Source organism: Serratia sp. GW822-FHT06E05 (assembly GCF_058799445.1).
Map to the genome: position 1 here is coordinate 389,487 of NZ_JBXALM010000003.1, position 17,188 is coordinate 406,674.

Sequence of the window (17,188 nt, forward strand, 5' to 3'; positions counted from 1 at the left end):
TGCCAATGGCATAAAAAACGGGTAACTCGCGCAAGTCAGCAACAATGAGCGGTTAAATAGCGCATAAAACCACGAATGTATAATAAGGACGCCGATGAAAAGATTTCTCCCTCTCGCACTGCTGGTTGCCGCCGGAAGCGCCAGCGCACAATCGCATTTGGATAAGGTGATACAGCAGGGCACGCTGGAAGTGTGCACCACCGGCGATTACAAACCCTATACCTTCCAAAAAGAAGACGGCAGCTACGAAGGCATTGATATCGCCATGGCGGAATCGCTGGCAAAAAGCCTGGGCGCCAAGGTGAAATGGGTGAAAACCAGTTGGAAAACCCTGACGCCGGACTTTGTCGCCGGCAAATGTGATATCGCCATGGGCGGCATCTCGGTCACGCTGCAACGTCAAAAGCAGGTGTTCTTCGCCGACCCGTTGGATACCGACGGCAAGATCCCGTTAGTGCGCTGCACCGACGTGAAGAAATACCGCACCATTGACCAGATCAATAAACCGTCCGTGCGCCTGCTTGAGCCAGCGGGCGGCACCAACGAGGCCTTTGTCCACGCCTATCTGCACAAGGCCAAACTGACGTTGACCCATGATAATTTGGGGATTTTCCAGCAGTTGGTCGACAAGAAAGCCGATGTGATGATCACCGACGCTTCCGAGGCGCAGTATCAGCAAAAACGCTATCCGAAGCTGTGCGCGGTCAACCCGAAAAAGCCGATGCAGTATGGCGAAAAGGCTTACATGCTGCCGCGTGACGATTTGAGCTGGAAGCTGTATGTGGATCAGTGGCTGCACCTGGCCAAGGCGACCGGTGAGTATCAAAGCATTATCGATCAGTGGTTGGCAGTGAAGAAGTAACTCAATATAACGGGCCGCTGCCTGGCGGCCCCTCAATGGACTTATTCGCCGATATATTCCATCGCCACGCGCTGCGTCAGCTTGGTAATCAGTTCATAAGCACTGATGCCGGTGCATTCGGCGATGCGTTCGACCGGTAACTCCCGCCCCCACAGCACCACCTCATCCCCGACCTTGTCGGTCGCGTTCGGCCCCAGATCGACCGACATCATGTCCATCGACACCCGGCCCACGATCGGCACTTCACGGCCGTTGAGCCACACCGGCGTACCGGAAGGCGCGCTGCGCGGGTAACCGTCGCCGTAACCCATCGCCACCACGCCCAAGCGAGTATCACCTTCACTGACCCAGGTACCGCCGTAGCCTACGGACTCGCCGGCCTTGTGCTCACGCACCGCGATCAGGTTGGACTTCAGCGTCATCGCCGGCTGCAGATCAAACTGGCTGCCGTTGGCGTCCTCCATCGGCGAGACGCCATACAGGATAATGCCTGGGCGAACCCAGTCGTTATGCGCATCCGGCCACAGCAGGGTACCGCCGGAGGCGGCAATAGAACGCTGGCCCGGTTTACCACGGGCAAACTGTTCAAAGCACTGCATTTGTTTGAGCGTGGCATCGGAACTCGGCTCATCGGCACGGCTGAAGTGGCTCATGATATTCACCGGCTGCACCACATTGCGGCAGGCGCTCAGACGCTGATAAAACGCCTCGGCATGCTCAGGGCGGACCCCCAGACGATGCATGCCGGTATCCAGCTTCATCCACACCGGCACCGGACGCGCCAGCGTGGCCTGCTCCAGTGCTTCAAGCTGTTCGATACTGTGCACGGCGGTTTCGATGTTATTGGCCACCAGCACCGGCAGATCCTCGGCCGAGAAGAAGCCCTCGAGCATCAGGATGGGTTTGACGATGCCGCCGGAGCGCAGCTTCAACGCCTCGCCAATGCGGGCCACGCCGTAACAGTCGGCATCTTGCAGGGTGTGAGCTGTTTCCAGCAGGCCATGTCCATAAGCGTTTGCTTTCACAACGGCAATCAGGCGACTTTGTGGCGCCTGACGGCGCACCTGTTGCAGATTATGTCGCAGAGCGCGGCGGTCGATTACAGCGGTTGCCGCTTTCATTTCAGTTCCTTAGCTGATTATTCGTCATCATACTGTGGCCCCGCATAGTTATCGAAGCGCGACCACTGGCCGTTAAAGGTAAGGCGTACGGTACCGATTGGACCGTTACGCTGCTTACCCAGAATAATTTCGGCAATCCCTTTCAGATCGCTGTTCTCGTGATAAACCTCATCACGGTAGATGAACATAATCAGGTCGGCATCCTGCTCGATGGAGCCGGACTCACGCAGGTCGGAGTTGACCGGGCGCTTGTCGGCGCGCTGCTCCAGGCTTCGGTTCAGCTGCGACAGCGCCACCACCGGTACCTGCAGCTCTTTCGCCAGGGCTTTTAACGAGCGGGAGATCTCGGCGATTTCCAACGTTCGGTTGTCGGAGAGCGACGGCACGCGCATCAACTGCAGGTAGTCGATCATGATCAGGCTGATGCCGTCATGTTCACGGAAAATACGCCGCGCACGGGAGCGCACTTCGGTTGGCGTCAGGCCAGAGGAGTCGTCAATGTACATATTGCGCTTCTCCAGCAGGATACCCATGGTGCTGGAAATTCGCGCCCAGTCCTCATCGTCCAACTGGCCGGTACGAATACGGGTCTGATCCACACGTGACAGCGAGGCCAGCATACGCATCATGATCTGGTTGCAGGGCATTTCCAGGCTGAAAATCAGCACGGGCTTGTCCTGCGTCATCGCGGCGTGTTCGCACAGGTTCATGGCGAAGGTGGTTTTACCCATTGCTGGACGGGCGGCGACGATGATCAGATCCGACTTTTGCAAACCGGCGGTTTTCTTATTGAGATCCTGATAGCCGGTATCCACCCCGGTCACGCCATCGTGCGGCTGCTGATACAGCTGCTCAATACGCGCAACGGTATCTTCCAGGATACGCTCGATCCCTTTCGGACCCTCATCTTTACTGGCGCGGTTTTCCGCGATTTGGAATACCCGCGATTCGGCTAAATCGAGCAGATCTTCACTGCTGCGCCCCTGCGGATCGTAGCCGGCGTCAGCGATCTCATTGGCCACCGAGATCATCTCACGCACTACCGCACGTTCACGCACGATATCCGCATAAGCACCGATGTTGGCAGCGCTTGGGGTGTTTTTCGATAATTCGGCCAGATAGGCGAAGCCGCCGACAGAGTCCAGTTCGCCCCGCTGTTCCAGCGATTCGGACAGGGTGATCAAATCGATAGGCCGACTCATCTCCAGCAGGCGCTGCATCTCGGTAAAGATCAGGCGGTGCGGGCGGCTGAAGAAATCATTGGAGACCACGCGTTCCGCCACGTTATCCCAGCGTTCGTTATCCAGCATCAAACCGCCCAACACTGACTGCTCAGCCTCCAGCGAATGTGGCGGCATCTTCAGCCCTTCCATCTGGCGATCGCGGGGACGTTCTCTGGCTTCGTCTGCGTTTGTTTTGTTGGTTGGTTTTTTTCCTGCCATGAAGCGTATTCTTAATCCGGTTGCGAATGAAGGATCCTGACGCGAGAGTATACGTGATTTTTATCTGTGATTCCTGCGGCATAACCGATGCAAAAAAGTATCAATCCGCGCGCGGACAAACTGGATCGCCAATACTAAAACGCGTAGGGTGAAATCAGACACCCACACGAGGTACTGATATGGCCAAGCGCATTCAATTCTCCGCCACCGGCGGCCCTGAAGTGTTGCAATACGTTGATTTTACCCCGCCAGACCCGGCAGCCGGTGAGGTGCAGATCGAGAACAAGGCGATCGGCATCAACTATATCGACACCTACATACGCAGCGGGTTATACCCGCCCGCCAGCCTGCCAAGTGGGTTGGGCACCGAGGCGGCCGGGGTGGTCACCAAGATCGGCGCAGGAGTCAGCGCGCTGAAGCCGGGTGACCGCGTGGTTTACGCCCAGTCAACGCTCGGTGCTTACAGCGAAGTGCACAACGTCGCGCAGGAAAAAGTGGCCATCCTGCCGCACAATCTGAGTTTCGAGCAAGGGGCAGCCTCATTCCTGAAGGGGCTGACGGTGCATTACCTGCTGCGTCAAACCCATGAGGTGCAGCCGGGTGAAGTATTCCTGTTCCATGCTGCCGCAGGCGGTGTCGGGTTGATTGCCTGCCAGTGGGCCAAAGCGCTCGGGGCGAAGTTAATCGGCAGCGTCGGTTCCGACGAAAAAGCCGAGCTGGCGAAGCGTGCCGGCGCCTGGGCCACCATCAATTACCATAAGGAAGACATCGCCCAGCGCGTCGCCGAACTGACCCAGGGCGAAAAAGTCGGCGTGGTGTATGACTCTGTGGGCCAAAGCACCTGGCAAGCCTCGCTCAATAGCCTGAAGCGACGCGGGCTGATGGTGAGCTTTGGCAACGCCTCCGGCCCGGTTACCGGAGTCGATCTGGCGTTACTCAACCAGAAAGGCTCTCTGTATGTCACCCGCCCTTCACTCAATGGCTACATCACCAGCCGCGCGGAGCTGCAATTTGCCAGCAATGAGCTGTTTTCATTGATCGGCAGCGGGGCCATCAAGGTCGACGTGAAGGAAGAGCAGAAGTTTGCGCTGGCTGACGCACAACGTGCGCATCAGGTGCTGGAAAGCCGTAATACCAGCGGCTCAAGCCTGCTGATCCCTGGTCGTTGAGTTGGAAAAAAGATCGGTAAAATTAGGTATAACGTGCGGTGGTACATCGTCTAAAGGCGAAGAGTGGAATATGATCTTCCGGCAATTCACGTTGTTCAATAGGGAAATAGCTCTGAAATGAAAATAAAAATGCTGGTTACAGCGCTGGTTTTCGCCGCAGCTCCAGCGTTGGCCACCGCAGCGCAGGTAGCGACGCCAAACGCAGAAAAAGATGCATTGATGAAATACCCTTACTCTGCCGCCTATACGCAATGTATGAGCAGGCCAGATGTCGGCACGCCAAGTATGGCTGCCTGCATTGACACAGAGTTCAATCTTTGGGATGCACGCCTGAACAAGTCCTATAAGGAAGCGCTCAAGTTTAAGGCGGCTCCAAAAGCCTGGCGTGAGGCACAGCGTAACTGGCTGAAGTTCAAAGACAGCCAATGCCAGGCGCTGGTGGCAGCACCGCATGGCTCCGGCGATGCACTGGATGCGGCTTCATGCCAACTGAACATGACCATTGAACGCACGTTGCAGCTTGAAAGCGACGACTGGCCAAGATCTTAATATTGCTGGATTATCAGTAACAAAAAGGGCTCCGTAAGGAGCCCTTTTTGTTACTGCGTTTGTAGGGGTAGAGCAGAGTCCGCCAGAGACAGTGGGTTGCTTGAGCAACGCTCGTATTGGGTATTATTGTCTCTTGCGGTGATGAAATCGGTCGCATCGCTGCATCGGCAAACATCCTAACAGCCCCGAGTCGCAAAAAAAATGGCTAATGCGCCGTACCGGCCGTTTAAACGTCAAGCTGTGATCGCTGCCGCATTAAGAACGCCTCTGTTGCTCGATTTTCAGCGTGACCGACTGATTATTCGACAAAAAATTAATAGCGGCGTATTGAAGGCTTCTGCATTGAACGGTAGATCCAAACGCCAACCACCGCCAAAATCAGCCACGGCAACAGCTTAATCACCATCGCAAACAGCCCGCCAATCAGCATGAATGCCGCGGCCACCAGCAACGCCGCGAATACGCCCAGCAACGAAATGCCCGTCACCATCAGCATGACGACAAAGCCGACCAGAAAGAAGAGTTCCAACATGATTTTGCTCCTTCGCAAAACAAAGTATCTGCGAAGGTATTACAAGAAGCGTGCCAAAATGGTGAGAGGACTAAGTTATTGAAATTGAAAAAAAGGCATGCCACATCACGCAACATGCCTGGTCAAAAACACTAACTGTTAGTCAGAATTTTATCTCTATTACGCCATCTCGGTGCGCGGTAGGCGAACCAAATCCAGCGCCTGCTCAACCACGCGTGCATCGGCCCCTGGCTTATGGGCATTCTCACTCAGGTGACGGCGCCACTGACGGGCACCGGGCACGCCCTGGAACAACCCAAGGATATGGCGGGTGATATGGCCCAAATAGGTGCCCTTCGACAGCTCGCGTTCAATGTACGGATACAGCGATTCGATAATCGCTATGCTGTCCATAACTTCACTTTGGCAGCCAAACAGTTCACTGTCGACCCGCGCCAGAATGCCCGGGTTCTGGTAGGCTTCGCGCCCCATCATCACGCCATCCAGATGCTGCAGATGCTGTTTCGCCTCTTCCAGTGTTTTCACCCCCCCGTTAATCGCCAGAGTGAGCGTCGGGAAATCCCTTTTTAACTGGTACACGCGCGGATAATCCAGCGGCGGCACTTCGCGGTTCTCTTTCGGACTCAGGCCCGACAGCCATGCCTTGCGGGCATGAATGGTAAACATGTCACATTCACCGCGCCCGGCGACGGTGGCGATGAAATCGCACAGAAACTCGTAGCTGTCCTGATCGTCAATACCAATGCGGGTTTTCACCGTCACCGGGATCGACACCACGTCGCGCATCGCCTTGATGCAGTCGGCAACCAGCGTTGCCTGCCCCATCAGGCAGGCACCGAACATGCCGTTCTGTACCCTATCTGACGGGCAACCGACGTTGAGGTTGATCTCGTCATAGCCGCGCTGCTCAGCCAGTTTGGCGCAGTGCGCCAGCGCAGCCGGATCGCTGCCGCCCAGTTGCAGCGCCACAGGATGTTCTTCTTCGCTGTAGGCCAGATAGTCGCCCTTACCGTGGATAATCGCGCCGGTAGTCACCATCTCGGTATACAGCAAGGTTTCCTTGGTCAACAAGCGGTGGAAGTAACGGCAATGACGATCGGTCCAGTCGAGCATCGGCGCGATGGAAAAACGATTGGCGGCGTATTTTGGGGCGTTATTGTCTGTCGTCATGCTGGGCTACTGGCTACCTGATTCTGTCTGGGGTTCAACGAACGGCATGCTGCCGCAAACGGCTATTATAACGACAATCGACGGCGTTGGGAAAACCGCTGTGTCGCCGATAAAAAAGCACCGGCAAAAGCGAATAAAAAGAGGCTGTCAGGTGTTCTCTCTGTAAGGCCGCAGTTCTGCGTCCTTCATGATGAGGAAATAACCATGAACAGTTTCGTTAAACGCCTGCTGCTGCCAGTCATTGCCGGTTCACTGCTGTTATCCGGTACGGCTCTGGCGATGGGCGGCGATGGCAACGGTCAAACCACGCCAACCTGCCCCAAAGGCCAGATATACGATACGAAAACCAAAACCTGCATGGTGGATAAAAGCAGCATGGTCAGCGACAACGATCGCACGAACTATGCCTATGCGCTGGCCAAAAGCGGCCGCTATCAGGAAGCGCTGGATGTGCTGAATACCCTCAAAGATCCCAACACTGCCGTGGCGCTGAATTACCGCGGCTATGCCACCCGCAAGCTCGGCCGCACCGACGAAGGGATCGGCTACTATTTAAAATCAGTGGCGCTCGATCCGAAATACCCCAAAGTCCGCGAATACCTGGGTGAGGCTTATATGATCAAAGGTCGTCAGGACCTGGCGAAGGAGCAGCTTAGGGTTATTCAATCGCTGTGCGGTACCGGTTGTGAAGAATACCGAGATCTGGCGGCGGCTATCGATCATCACCCTGAATCGTAAAACCCGGAGGCAAACATCAGCAGCGACGCGATCCGCAGCGAAATCGGCCAATATCTCTCCCGCCTGTGGCGCTATGGCTTGGTGCTGTCCCACCGGCGGGACGTAGCCGACGACTTGGTGCAGGCCACCTGCGTGCGGGCGTTGGAACGCGCCGCACAGTTTGCCGTGGGAACGCGTATGGACCGCTGGTTATTTTCCATTCTTCACTCCATCTGGTTGAACGAGGTCCGCTCTCAGCACATTCGCCAGGGACAGGGCTTTGTCGACGTTGAAGAACTGGCCGGTGCGGAAAACGGCGAGCAGCCGATTTGGGCCAATGAAGTGATGCAACGGGTTAATCAACTGCCGGAGGCGCAGCGCAATACGTTGTTTCTGGTGTACGTGGAGGAACTTTCTTACCGGGAAGCCGCTGAGGTGCTGGGTGTGCCCATTGGCACCATCATGAGCCGTCTGGCGGCGGCACGGCTGCGGTTGGCGAACGACAGCCTGCTGCAAACCCGTACCCCGCAGGTAAAAGGAGAACAATCATGAGTTCCGCCTACGCAACGGATGAACTGCTGGTCGCCTATCTGGATAATCAGTTGGACCCACAGCAACGCCACCGGCTGGAACAGCGTCTGGCCGGCGAACCGGCGTTGGCTGAACGCTTGTCGTTGCTGGAGCGCAGCAGCTTGCCCTTTAAGCAAGCCTTTGCGCCTTTGCTTGATGAAGCGCCGGTACAAAGATTGCAGGCAGACTGGCCGCAAGCCTCCTCTGCACCACCGCATAGCGTCAGCCGCCGTGGCCTGATTGCCGCCGCCGTCGCTTTTCTGGCACTGGGCATCGCAGGCGATCGCGCCTATCTGCAGCTCAGCCAACCGGATGACAACTGGCGGAGCCTGGTCGCTCAATATATGGCGTTGTACACCCCGGAAACGCTGATGGGTTTTGAAGGCTCCGCAGCGCAGATTGCCAGTCAACTACAGCACACCGGTGATCGGCTGAGCATCGCGCTTCCTCTGTCGCAGCTGACGTTGCAAGGGGCCGAACTAAAAAACGCCCGTGTGCTGGCGTACGACGATCGCCGTATTGCTCAATTGACCTGGTTGGATGCGCGGTACGGTGTATTGGCACTGTGTATTATCCAGCAACCGGGCAAGTCGCAGCCCGCAGAGAGCGAACAACGCCTGGGAATGAATGTGGTCTATTGGTCCGATACCAGACACAGTTTCATGCTGATTGGCCATAATCCAGCAGTGGAAATGGTCAGATTGGCCAGTCAATTACAACGTTCGCTGACCGCCTAAAAGCCAACGCAAAGCCATAGCCTGCGAGAACGGCACGGAACATCGTGAATACCATCACATTTCTGGCTAACAACGGGTGCTAAACCGGACGTTTAATGCACCATACTGGCAGAAAAGTGGCCGACTCTCGGCGATTTGGCTGAAGCATGGTAAAATCGGCTTTTTTACGTACCGGGAAATTTGCCATGAACTCAAGCACCCAGGAAAAGCTGCTGGCGCAGGCTGAACAACTCTGTCAGCAACGCAATGTGCGACTGACACCGCAGCGGCTGGAAGTGTTACGCCTGATGGCACAACAGCCCGGTGCCATCAGCGCTTACGACCTACTGGATTTGCTGCGCGTAGCCGAACCCCAGGCCAAACCCCCCACGGTTTACCGTGCATTGGATTTCCTGTTGGAACAAGGCTTTATTCATCGCGTGGAATCGGCGAACAGCTATGTTTTGTGCCATCATTTCGAACAGCCGATGCATACTTCCGCACTGTTTATTTGCGATCGCTGCGGCCAGGTGACTGAGCGCACAACCGAAGGGATCGAAGAGACGCTGCAAAAGCTGGCTAAAGAGTCAGGATTTGCCCTACGTCACAGCGTGGTAGAAGCCCATGGCCTGTGTGAGGGTTGCGTTGAGGTAGAAGCCTGCGATAGCAAACATGATTGCGGCGAACACGATCACAGCATCGCTATCAAGAAGAAATAAGAGGGTATCAGGTACCTCCCTGTACCTTCGGCCATAGCGTCAAGGGGATTGAAACGCCTGGCCATCAGCATAGTTTACGGCCGCAATCCGCTGCGGCCTATCGCACTACCAGCGATACTTGTTGTGGTCTTCCCAGGATTTCACTTCTTTCTCGGCCGCCTCTTTCTGGTAGCCGTAGCGTTCCTGAATTTTACCGACAAGCTGTTCGCGTTTCCCTTCAATGACCGTCAAATCGTCATCGGTCAGCTTGCCCCATTTTTCCTTCACTTTCCCTTTAAACTGCTTCCAGTTACCGTCGGCTTGATCTTTGTTCATAACCTCTCCGTTACCTGTGATTAGTCAGTTTTAAAAACTTGTCGCTGGGCTTAACTGAGTAATAATCATGGTCAATTGACCTAAAATGAAGGGAATGTCATTCCAATTCATTCCGCCAGCCACATGATTAACTATAGCAACAGATATCGATAAAGAACAAAAAACCAGAATAAAAATTCAACAAAACAACAAAATTAAGTAAAACACCCGAAATAACAGTCAGTAAGCGGGACTAAATCGACGCGATAATATGTAACTCAATATGAATACAAAACATTAGTTAATTTTATGATAACGTCTCATTGTGAGCCGTTGGATCCGCGGCAAACCAGGTACCGCGCAGCCTGTGGCGGTGCCAAATCCAGCCGAGCGCGATGCCTCGCAGAGAAAGAAAGACCGCCAGCGCCAGCCATAAACCATGATTGCCCAAGACGGGTACGGTCAGCAGCGTTAAACCATAGCCGGCCGCTGCCACTGCCATGCTGTTGCGCATTTCTGCTCCTCGGGTGGCGCCAATAAACATGCCGTCCAGCAAATAGCACCATACGCCCACCAATGGCAGCACCACCTGCCACGGCAGATAGTGGCCGGCCAGCGCACGCAGTTCCGGTAACGAGGTCAAGGCGGCGATAATATGCTGACCGGCAACGGCATAAACCAGGCCAAAGGCCAACGCGACCAGACAGGCTTGTCGGCAAGCCGCACGCCACACCTTGCGCAGTTGGCTATCGTCACGCGCGCCATAGGCATGGCCAGAATGCGCTTCAACCGCGTAGGCAAAACCGTCGAGCGCATAGGCGGTAAAGGTCAGTAAGTTCATCAGCACCGCATTCACTGCCACTACTTCGCCGCCAAGCCGGGCACCGAAGATGGTCAAAGAAGCGAAGCACAGCTGCAGCAGCAGGGAACGCAGCATAATATCGCGGTTCAGCGCCAGCAAACGCCGCAGGTTACCGCGCCAGGCAGTGCGCAGCATCGGCATGGAAATGCCACGTAGGCGCATGACCCGCCAGGACAGCCATAAGCCCAGCAGCAGCGTGGCATACTCAGAAATAGCTGTCGCCGTCGCCGCACCTTGCACGTTCCAGCCCAGCCCCATCACCAGCCAGATATCCAGTACAATATTCAATAAGTTGCCGACAATCAGCAGGATCACCGGCGCACGTACGTATTGCACGCCAAGCAGCCAGCCCAGGATAACCATGTTCGCCAATGCCGCCGGCGCGCTCAACCAGCGGATCTCGAGGAATAATCGGGCCTGCTCCAGCACCGCCTCGTCGCCACCGACGATTTTCAGCGCCAGTTCGATCAGCGGATGGCGCAGCAAGACAATGGCCACACCGGCCAACGCCGCCAGCAGCAGCGGTTGCATAAAGGCGCGCGCCAATCCCTGTGGGTTTTGTGCGCCCAGAGCCTGTGCAGTCAGACCGGTGGTGCTCATACGCAGGAACAACAACAGCATGAACAGGAAGCTGGTCGCCATCGCTCCCACCGCCACACCACCCAGATAAACAGGGCTGTCGAGGTGACCGATCACTGCGGTATCCACCAGCCCAAGCAACGGCACGGTGATATTGGAGAAGATCATTGGCAGCGCCAGGCGCCACAAGGCTTTATCGGTATCGCTGGTGAAGGCGGAGAGCAGGCGCATAGTGAAATGTTCCCGTGGCAATGCGGTTTTAATCGGTCAGAAATGATATCGCCCCAGAGCTGGGGCGATTTAAATCAAAGGGCAGCGTGCAGGCTTATGGGTTAAACCCAGTCGCCGTTGCGGATCACGCCGACCGCCAAGCCTTCAATGGTGAAGTTCTGCTGACGCAGATCAACCACAATCGGCTGGAATTCACTGTTTTCCGGTAGCAGCTCAACCACGTTACCGTGCTTTTTCAGCCGCTTGACCGTAACTTCATCTTCGATGCGCGCCACAACCACCTGGCCATTACGCACGTCCTGAGTTTTATGCACCGCCAACAGGTCACCGTCCAGAATACCGATATCACGCATCGACATGCCGTTAACCCGCAGCAGGAAATCCGCGCTCGGTTTGAACAGTGAAGGATCCACCTTGTAGTGACCTTCGATATGCTGCTGTGCCAGCAGCGGCTCACCGGCAGCCACGCGGCCAATCAGCGGTAAACCCTCTTCATCTTCCATCAGCAACCGAATGCCGCGCGAAGCGCCGGAGACGATTTCGATGACGCCTTTACGCGCCAGCGCTTTCAGATGTTCTTCTGCGGCATTTGGCGAACGGAACCCCAGACGCATGGCGATCTCGGCACGCGTCGGCGGCATGCCAGTGGACGAAATATGATCGCGAATCAGATCATAGACCTCTTGCTGTCTGGTAGTTAGTGCTTTCATTCCGCCCCCTGTTTGTTTATACAGTCTTGCTGTGAGTATATACAGGTAAGTGCGGCTTGGGAACCGAAGAATGAATAAAAATCAGGGATTAGCGACCCGGATCGCAACGAGCTTGCTCTGCTCAGACAAAGTGCTGCCACAGCACCGCGGCCCAAACAAACAGCGCCAAAATAACCGCCAGCAAAACTGCCGCCGACCCCATATCCTTGGCCCGGCCGGACAGCTCGTGATACTCGGTCCCCACCCGGTCAACAATCGCCTCAATTGCGCTGTTGAGCATCTCGACAATCATCACCAGCACCACCGACCCAATCAGTAAAATGCGCGCTATCGCACCCACGTCCAGCCAAATCGCCAGTATGATAGCCAGCACGGTCACCACCAACTCCTGGCGGAACGCCGCTTCGTGCTGCCAGGCAGCGGAAAAACCTTTATAAGAGTAGCCGGCGGCTTTAATAATACGGGTCAGGCCGGTTGCTTGGTTCGTCATGTTTTTAGTGCCTTTCGCAGAGGTAAGTCATAATTAAACAGTCTAGGCCAGGAAGCGCTCACGGCTCCCGGTTTTCCAACACCACAGATCTGCTACCCGGTTTCTGGTATGCTTGCGGCGCATTGCTAACAAGAGGCTTCACGTTGTTATGTCAGGTTGGCGTAAAATTTATTATAAACTATTGAATTTACCACTCAAATTGTTGGTAAGAAGTAAGGTTATCCCTTCAGATCCGGTCACGGAGTTAGGGTTGGATCCCTCACGGCCGATTTTGTATGTTTTACCTTATAATTCCAAGGCGGATTTACTGACGCTGCGCACCCAGTGCCTGGCGCAGGATTTGCCCGATCCTCTCGAACCGCTGGAAATAGACGGCACCGTGCTGCCCAGCCACGTGTTTATTCACGACGGCCCGCGCGTATTCCGCTACTACACGCCGAAAGAAGAGTCGGTAAAACTGTTCCACGACTATCTGGATCTGCACCGCAGTAACCCGGATCTCGATATTCAGATGCTGCCGGTTTCGGTGATGTTTGGCCGCTCTCCGGGGCGCGAAGGCCACGGCACACCGCATCTGCGCTTGCTAAATGGCGTGCAGAAATTCTTTGCCGTGCTGTGGCTCGGCCGCGATAGCTTTGTGCGCTTCTCCAATACCGTTTCGCTGCGCCGCATGGCGACCGAGCACGGTACGGACAAGATCATCGCGCAAAAGCTGGCTCGCGTAGCCCGGATGCACTTCTCGCGTCAGCGTCTGGCCGCCGTAGGCCCAAGCCTGCCGGCCCGTCAGGACCTGTTCAACAAGCTGTTGGCGTCCAAAGCGATCGAAAAAGCGGTCGAAGACGAAGCGCGCAGTAAAAAAATCTCCCACGAAAAAGCCCAGCAAAATGCCATTGCATTGATGGAAGAGATTGCCGCCGACTTCTCTTACGAGACGGTGCGCCTTTCCGACCGCGTGCTGAGCTGGACCTGGAACCGCTTGTATCAGGGCATCAACGTCACCAACGCCGAGCGGGTGCGTCAGCTGGCGCAGGACGGCCACGAGATCGTGTATGTGCCCTGTCACCGCAGCCACATGGACTATCTGCTGTTGTCCTATGTGTTGTACCACCAGGGCCTGGTGCCGCCGCACATTGCTGCCGGTATTAACCTCAACTTCTGGCCGGCCGGGCCGATCTTCCGCCGCCTGGGCGCGTTCTTTATCCGCCGGACCTTCAAAGGCAACAAGCTGTACTCGACGGTGTTCCGTGAATACCTCGGCGAGCTGTTTACCCGCGGTTACTCGGTCGAGTACTTTGTCGAAGGCGGGCGTTCCCGTACCGGGCGTTTGCTGGAGCCGAAGACCGGCACCTTGTCGATGACCATTCAGGCGATGCTGCGCGGCGGGGCCCGCCCTATCACGCTGGTGCCGATCTACATCGGTTACGAGCACGTGATGGAAGTGGGTACCTACGCCAAAGAGCTGCGTGGCGCCACCAAGGAAAAAGAGAGCCTGCTGCAGATGCTGCGCGGCTTGCGCAAACTGCGTAATCTCGGCCAGGGCTACGTGAACTTTGGCGATCCCCTGCCGTTGACCACCTACCTGAACCAGAATGTGCCGCAGTGGCGTGAATCGATTGACCCGATCGAATCCCAGCGCCCAAGCTGGCTGACGCCGACGGTCAACGATCTGGCGGCCAAGATTATGGTGCGCATCAACAATGCCGCAGCGGCCAACGCCATGAACCTGTGTTCCACGGCGTTACTGGCTTCTCGCCAGCGCTCTTTAACCCGCGAGCAGTTGCTTGAACAGTTGGAATGCTATCTGCAACTGATGCGCAACGTGCCTTATGCCGATGACGTTACCGTGCCGACTCAAACGCCGGATGAGTTGCTGGATCACGCGTTGAACATGAACAAGTTCGAGGTGGAGAAGGATAACATCGGCGATATCATCATCCTGCCGCGCGAGCAGGCGGTGCTGATGACCTATTACCGCAACAATATCCATCACCTGCTGGTTCTGCCATCACTGATTGCCACTATCGTGATGCACCATCGCCGGGTATCTCGCGCTGAACTGCTGCGCCAGATTGGTTTGATCTACCCGATGCTGAAAGCCGAGCTGTTCCTGCACAACGACAAGGAACAACTGCCGGAGGTGCTGCAACCGCTGATAGAGGAAATGATCCGTCAGCAATTGATCTGCGATAAAGGCGACGATCTGGTACTGAATCCAGCGCGCATCCGTCCGTTGCAGCTGCTGGCCGCCGGCGTCCGTGAAACCTTGCAGCGCTACGCCATCACCATGTCTATCCTCAGCGCCAACCCGAGCATTAACCGCGGTGCGCTGGAGAAAGAGAGCCGTATCATGGCGCAGCGTTTATCCGTGCTGCACGGCATCAACGCACCGGAGTTCTTCGACAAGGCGGTATTCTCCACCCTGGTGGCTACGTTGCGTGAAGAAGGCTACATCAATGATATTGGCGATGCGGTGCGTGAGCACACCCTTGAGGTGTACAACATGCTGAGCGACCTGATTACCCCGGAAATCAAACTGACCATTGAAAGCGTCAGCATGCCGGCGGAAACCAACACTCTGCCGGAAGCGGTTGAACCGGAAGAGAAAGACCAGTAATACGTTGCTAAAGAAAACAAAAAGGCACCCCAGGGTGCCTTTTTTACTGTCCGAACGCGGTCAACTTTGCCAGTAACTCAGCGCAATACCGATAAACAGTACCAGCCCGACGTAGTTGTTATCCAGGAACGCTTTGAAACAGGCATCCCGTTCACGACCGGCAATTTGTTTTTGCTGATGGATAAACAGGGCTCCCGCCAGCAACAGCGACCAATAAAACGCGCCGCTCAACTGCGCCAGATAGCCCACCCACAGCATCAGCAGCAAGGTGGCGAACTGCAGCAGGCCGACGATCAGTTTGTCATAGCGGCCGAACAAAATGGCGGTGGATTTCACACCAATCTTCAGATCATCGTCGCGATCGACCATGGCATACAGCGTATCGTAAGCCACCGTCCAGCAGATGTTGGCCAGCAGCAGCAGCCAGCAGCTCAGCGGCAGCGATTCGCTGACGGCGGCGTAGGCCATTGGAATGCCCCAACCAAACGCGGCGCCCAATACGAACTGCGGCAAATGAGTGACCCGCTTCATAAACGGATAGGCCCATGCCAGCGCCAACGCCGCCAGAGACAGCCAGATGGTCATCGCATTCAGCGTCAGCACCAGCGCGAACGAAATCAGCACCAGCACCACAAACAGGATCTTGGCCTCTTTTTCGCTCACCCGGCCGCTGGGCATTGGGCGTCCGGCGGTACGCTTCACATGGCCATCAACGGCGCGATCGGCGTAATCATTCACCACACAGCCGGCGGCACGCATCAGGAAAACCCCGACCACAAACACCAGCAGGATAGACAGCGACGGCACGCCCTTCCCCGCCAGCCACAGCGCCCACAGCGTCGGCCACAGCAACAGCAAGGTGCCAATAGGTTTATCGATGCGCATCAGATGGCTATAAGCCTGCCATTTACTTTGAATCACGCTTCCCTCCAAGGTATTTCCTCTCCTCATCATTCGGGGTCAGTACTGCCCGCGGCGTACAGCGGCGAAGCCGGTAGAAACAGTTCGGTCAGCAACAGCGGTTTACCCGCCAGTCGCAGGCGGGAACGGCGTGCCCACAGCGCATCTTGCCGACCGATATGGATGTAATCGCGAGTTAACTCGTCGCTGCTAAAAAGATAGCGCCCCAACGGCAATGTGCCCAAATCCACCAGCGCCAAATCCGGGCCGGTCAGAGTTTCCTGCGGGATCACCGTACGCCCCAGCAGCCAGGGCTGGTTGTCGCCCAACAGCACGATTTCACGCAGCCAGTATCGTGGGCTGTCAGGAAGATGGTCGGCTTCTTCGCCCAGTTGATCGCGGGTGATAAAACACTCGCGCTGCGGCTCAACGTGCACGCGCCCGCAGTGACGTTCAAAGCGGCGGGTCATGGATCCTAATTCCATCAGCCAATCACTGACGGCGGCGGGTGGCGGAGATTGTTGCGCGGATAACCACTCCAACGGCGGCAGGATGGAATCCTTATTGCCAGACATTGCTCTACTCCATGCCTGACGCCGCGCCCTGCGGCCGCGCCAGACCAGACAAACTGTTAACAGTCGACCATTGTAACGCAGAAATTCAAAAGCGGCAGGCTGATTCGTGGCGTGGCGCGCAGCAAAATAACGCCCCAAAAAGCAACGCAATGTCATCTTTCTGCCATCTGTTTTCTTTACCTTCGTCCACCGGAGCGATGGGGATTCTGTGATCGCCTGCAAACTTTCGCCTCTGCCACATTGTTTTATCTACGCGCGTAGATACTCTTGTGCCGCAGCGTTGAATCGCCATCAGTCCAACACTTTGTCAGCAAACCTTCTTGCCGACACCAGGGAAACCATCTTTAACGGCGCCATTTATGGCGC

General features: G+C 56.0%; 18 protein-coding genes. 8 read left to right on the forward strand and 10 right to left on the reverse strand.

Annotation, left to right across the window (positions count from 1 at the left end):
* Nucleotides 1-94 precede the first annotated feature (94 nt).
* Nucleotides 95-862, forward strand: coding sequence for a transporter substrate-binding domain-containing protein (locus AC1RKC_RS11800; RefSeq protein WP_493092487.1), 768 nt, complete (start codon nt 95-97; stop codon nt 860-862).
* A gap of 41 nt (nt 863-903) precedes the next feature.
* Here the strand turns inward: AC1RKC_RS11800 and alr are convergent, their stop codons facing one another.
* Nucleotides 904-1,983: an alanine racemase gene (gene alr / locus AC1RKC_RS11805; RefSeq protein WP_020837158.1), complete on the reverse strand. Its 1,080-nt coding sequence runs from the start codon at nt 1,981-1,983 to the stop codon at nt 904-906.
* 17 nt (nt 1,984-2,000) lie between these two features.
* Nucleotides 2,001-3,425, reverse strand: coding sequence for a replicative DNA helicase (gene dnaB, locus AC1RKC_RS11810; protein WP_020837159.1), 1,425 nt, complete (start codon nt 3,423-3,425; stop codon nt 2,001-2,003).
* A 179-nt stretch (nt 3,426-3,604) separates the two neighbouring features.
* Between dnaB and AC1RKC_RS11815 the strand changes: the two genes are divergently transcribed.
* Nucleotides 3,605-4,594 (forward strand): quinone oxidoreductase, encoded by a 990-nt coding sequence (locus AC1RKC_RS11815; RefSeq protein WP_046372527.1) that lies wholly within the window; start codon nt 3,605-3,607, stop codon nt 4,592-4,594.
* 129 nt (nt 4,595-4,723) lie between these two features.
* The gene (locus tag AC1RKC_RS11820) at nt 4,724-5,143 is read left to right on the forward strand and encodes a lysozyme inhibitor LprI family protein (RefSeq protein ID WP_261139545.1); all 420 of its coding nucleotides are present in this window, start codon (nt 4,724-4,726) and stop codon (nt 5,141-5,143) included.
* Between the two features lie 313 nt (nt 5,144-5,456).
* Here the strand turns inward: AC1RKC_RS11820 and pspG are convergent, their stop codons facing one another.
* Together pspG and dusA are read right to left on the reverse strand one after the other, a co-directional pair.
* Nucleotides 5,457-5,675 carry an envelope stress response protein PspG gene (pspG, locus tag AC1RKC_RS11825; protein WP_020837162.1) on the reverse strand — a complete coding sequence of 73 codons (219 nt, stop codon included), beginning with the start codon at nt 5,673-5,675 and terminating at the stop codon, nt 5,457-5,459.
* Between the two features lie 159 nt (nt 5,676-5,834).
* Complete coding sequence (gene dusA, locus AC1RKC_RS11830; protein WP_046372526.1) at nt 5,835-6,845, reverse strand: tRNA dihydrouridine(20/20a) synthase DusA; 1,011 nt, start codon at nt 6,843-6,845, stop codon at nt 5,835-5,837.
* 204 nt (nt 6,846-7,049) lie between these two features.
* On the opposite strand from dusA, the gene AC1RKC_RS11835 reads away from it, so the two are divergent.
* The 4 genes from AC1RKC_RS11835 (at nt 7,050) to zur (ending at nt 9,567) form a co-directional block, all read left to right on the forward strand.
* Nucleotides 7,050-7,583 (forward strand): tetratricopeptide repeat protein, encoded by a 534-nt coding sequence (locus tag AC1RKC_RS11835; protein WP_493092488.1) that lies wholly within the window; start codon nt 7,050-7,052, stop codon nt 7,581-7,583.
* A 42-nt stretch (nt 7,584-7,625) separates the two neighbouring features.
* On the forward strand, nt 7,626-8,114 hold the full coding sequence (locus AC1RKC_RS11840; protein ID WP_071844531.1) for an RNA polymerase sigma factor: 489 nt from the start codon (nt 7,626-7,628) through the stop codon (nt 8,112-8,114).
* Nucleotides 8,111-8,869, forward strand: coding sequence for an anti-sigma factor family protein (locus AC1RKC_RS11845; RefSeq protein ID WP_261139543.1), 759 nt, complete (start codon nt 8,111-8,113; stop codon nt 8,867-8,869). The genes AC1RKC_RS11840 and AC1RKC_RS11845 overlap by 4 nt, the downstream gene beginning before the upstream one ends.
* 185 nt (nt 8,870-9,054) lie before the next feature.
* Nucleotides 9,055-9,567: a zinc uptake transcriptional repressor Zur gene (gene zur / locus AC1RKC_RS11850; RefSeq protein ID WP_041415728.1), complete on the forward strand. Its 513-nt coding sequence runs from the start codon at nt 9,055-9,057 to the stop codon at nt 9,565-9,567.
* 105 nt (nt 9,568-9,672) lie between these two features.
* Here the strand turns inward: zur and AC1RKC_RS11855 are convergent, their stop codons facing one another.
* The 4 genes from AC1RKC_RS11855 to AC1RKC_RS11870 all read right to left on the reverse strand — a co-directional run bounded on the left by AC1RKC_RS11855 (nt 9,673) and on the right by AC1RKC_RS11870 (nt 12,733).
* Nucleotides 9,673-9,882 (reverse strand): CsbD family protein, encoded by a 210-nt coding sequence (locus tag AC1RKC_RS11855; protein ID WP_017894203.1) that lies wholly within the window; start codon nt 9,880-9,882, stop codon nt 9,673-9,675.
* A gap of 286 nt (nt 9,883-10,168) precedes the next feature.
* Nucleotides 10,169-11,533, reverse strand: coding sequence for an MATE family efflux transporter DinF (dinF, locus tag AC1RKC_RS11860; RefSeq protein WP_020837168.1), 1,365 nt, complete (start codon nt 11,531-11,533; stop codon nt 10,169-10,171).
* Between the two features lie 101 nt (nt 11,534-11,634).
* Nucleotides 11,635-12,243 (reverse strand): transcriptional repressor LexA, encoded by a 609-nt coding sequence (lexA, locus tag AC1RKC_RS11865; RefSeq protein ID WP_037416119.1) that lies wholly within the window; start codon nt 12,241-12,243, stop codon nt 11,635-11,637.
* A gap of 121 nt (nt 12,244-12,364) precedes the next feature.
* Complete coding sequence (locus AC1RKC_RS11870; protein ID WP_046372523.1) at nt 12,365-12,733, reverse strand: diacylglycerol kinase; 369 nt, start codon at nt 12,731-12,733, stop codon at nt 12,365-12,367.
* A gap of 148 nt (nt 12,734-12,881) precedes the next feature.
* On the opposite strand from AC1RKC_RS11870, the gene plsB reads away from it, so the two are divergent.
* Nucleotides 12,882-15,347, forward strand: coding sequence for a glycerol-3-phosphate 1-O-acyltransferase PlsB (plsB, locus tag AC1RKC_RS11875; protein ID WP_392458007.1), 2,466 nt, complete (start codon nt 12,882-12,884; stop codon nt 15,345-15,347).
* Nucleotides 15,348-15,407: 60 nt separating this feature from the next.
* Here the strand turns inward: plsB and ubiA are convergent, their stop codons facing one another.
* Nucleotides 15,408-16,301, reverse strand: coding sequence for a 4-hydroxybenzoate octaprenyltransferase (gene ubiA, locus AC1RKC_RS11880; protein ID WP_041415038.1), 894 nt, complete (start codon nt 16,299-16,301; stop codon nt 15,408-15,410).
* The gene (gene ubiC, locus AC1RKC_RS11885) at nt 16,298-16,822 is read right to left on the reverse strand and encodes a chorismate lyase (protein ID WP_020837172.1); all 525 of its coding nucleotides are present in this window, start codon (nt 16,820-16,822) and stop codon (nt 16,298-16,300) included. Before ubiC ends, ubiA begins: the two co-directional genes overlap by 4 nt.
* Between the last annotated feature and the right edge of the window lie 366 nt (nt 16,823-17,188).